At 61.2% G+C, this 1,126-nt stretch carries 2 protein-coding genes; both read left to right on the top strand.

The annotated features are described in order from the left end of the window. On the top strand, positions 1 to 622 hold a 622-nt coding region (locus tag A3754_RS26975), incomplete at its 5' end, for an MBL fold metallo-hydrolase (RefSeq protein WP_197468380.1). A gap of 30 nt (positions 623 to 652) precedes the next feature. Beyond that, a partial coding sequence (locus A3754_RS01920; RefSeq protein WP_063518703.1) for a MotA/TolQ/ExbB proton channel family protein occupies positions 653 to 1,126 on the top strand: 474 nt, incomplete at its 3' end.

Raw genomic sequence — 1,126 nt, 5'->3', positions numbered from 1 at the left:
GCTGTCGGTCACGGGGCAGCAGGTAGACCGCACGGTGATCAGCCATGGCGACAATGACCATGCCGGCGGGCTGACTGACTTGCCGGCACCAGGCCTGTTGCTCAGCGGCGNGCCGCACAGGGTGCCAGGCAGCCAATTATGCCAGGCCGGTGATCAGTGGCGCTGGGACGGCGTGATCTTCACGGTGCTGTGGCCCCGCGAGCCAGGGCCGGCCGGGAACGGCGCCAGCTGTGTGCTGCATGTTGATGGGCCATTTGGTTCCGCCCTGTTGCCTGGCGATATCGGCATCCAAGAGGAATACCGTTTGCTTGGGGCGTTGGCGCCCGTGGACCTGCTGGTGGTAGGCCATCATGGCAGCAAATCCAGTACCAGTGATGCCTTGCTGCGTCAGCTGCAGCCCGATGTTGCGCTGGTCAGCGCCGGCTACCGTAACCGGTTCCGCCACCCTCATCCGCAGGTGCTGCACAAGCTGGACAGCGCGGGCATCACAGTTCTGCGCACGGACCTGGATGGCATGATTGTGTTTCGACAGGGGGGCGTCGATAATGGCCGGCTTATAACAAAATGGCGGCAAACGGTTGCCCGGCCCTGGCATGGACCGGCCCGTTGGCGCTTTTGGTAACCCGATTTGTGAGCAAGGGGAGAAGTTAAGGTGCAGGATCTTGTGCAGTCCGGGGGCTGGATGATGCTCCCGATCTTGATCTGTTCGGTAGTGGCGCTGGCCATCGTGGTAGAACGTTTCTGGACCTTGCGGCCCAGCAAATTAGCGCCGGCGGATACGGTGCCCCAGGTGCAGACGCTGCTGAAACGCGGCTTGCTTAATGAAGGCAATCTGGTGAAGCTGCGCGACAGCTCGCCGTTGGGCCGTATTCTGGCGACCGGTCTGGCCAATGCTCGCCATGGTCGTGACATCATGAAAGAAAGCATTCAGGAGAGTGCCACTGGTGTGGTGCACGAACTAGAGAAATTTCTCAGCACCCTGGGTTCTATCGCGGCGATTACTCCGCTGTTGGGCTTGCTGGGCACGGTGGTCGGCATGATCGATGTGTTTGCAGCGATCATGATTCACGGCACCGGTGATGCGGCACAGCTGGCTGGTGGTATTTCCCAGGCACTGCTGACCACT

The organism is Alcanivorax sp. HI0083, from assembly GCF_001635175.1.
The sequence above is the reverse complement of the archived record's forward strand: the minus strand, read 5'-3'. Positions and strand labels throughout refer to the sequence as shown.